Here is a 560-nt window from a genome sequence, read left to right as displayed (position 1 = left end):
ACGGTGTCCAGGCGGACGGGGCGGTCGCCGTCGTACTCGATGGTCACCTGGGTCTTGCCGTCCGGCCGCAGATAGGGCACGGTGCCGTTCTTGCGGACCTCCGACAGCCGCCGCGCCATCCGGTGCGCCAGCGTGATCGGCAGCGGCATCAGCTCGGGCGTCTCACGCGTGGCGTACCCGAACATCAGACCCTGGTCACCGGCACCCTGACGGTCCAGCTCGTCGGCGACCTCACCCTCACGGGCCTCATAGGCGTCGTCCACACCCTGGGCGATGTCCGGCGACTGCGCACCGATCGACACCGACACCCCGCAGGACGCCCCGTCGAACCCCTTGTGCGACGCGTCGTACCCGATCTCCAGGATCTTCTCCCGGATCAGGCCCGGGATGTCGACATAGGTCTCCGTCGTCACCTCACCGGCGACGTGCACCTGACCCGTCGTGATCAAAGTCTCGACCGCGACCCGGCTCTTGGGATCGCCCTTGAGCATGGCGTCGAGGACGGCGTCGCTGATCTGGTCGGCGATCTTGTCCGGGTGACCCTCGGTGACCGACTCGGA

The 560-nt window shown here is 68.0% G+C and carries 1 protein-coding gene; it reads right to left on the bottom strand.

The genetic code is table 11. The features are described from left to right. On the bottom strand, positions 1–560 hold a 560-nt coding region (locus tag IEY93_RS37615; RefSeq protein WP_308425775.1), incomplete at both ends, for an S-adenosylmethionine synthetase N-terminal domain-containing protein.

It is taken from the genome of Sphaerisporangium melleum, from assembly GCF_014646695.1.
Lineage (GTDB): Bacteria > Actinomycetota > Actinomycetes > Streptosporangiales > Streptosporangiaceae > Sphaerisporangium > Sphaerisporangium melleum.
The sequence above is the reverse complement of the archived record's forward strand: the minus strand, read 5'-3'. Positions and strand labels throughout refer to the sequence as shown.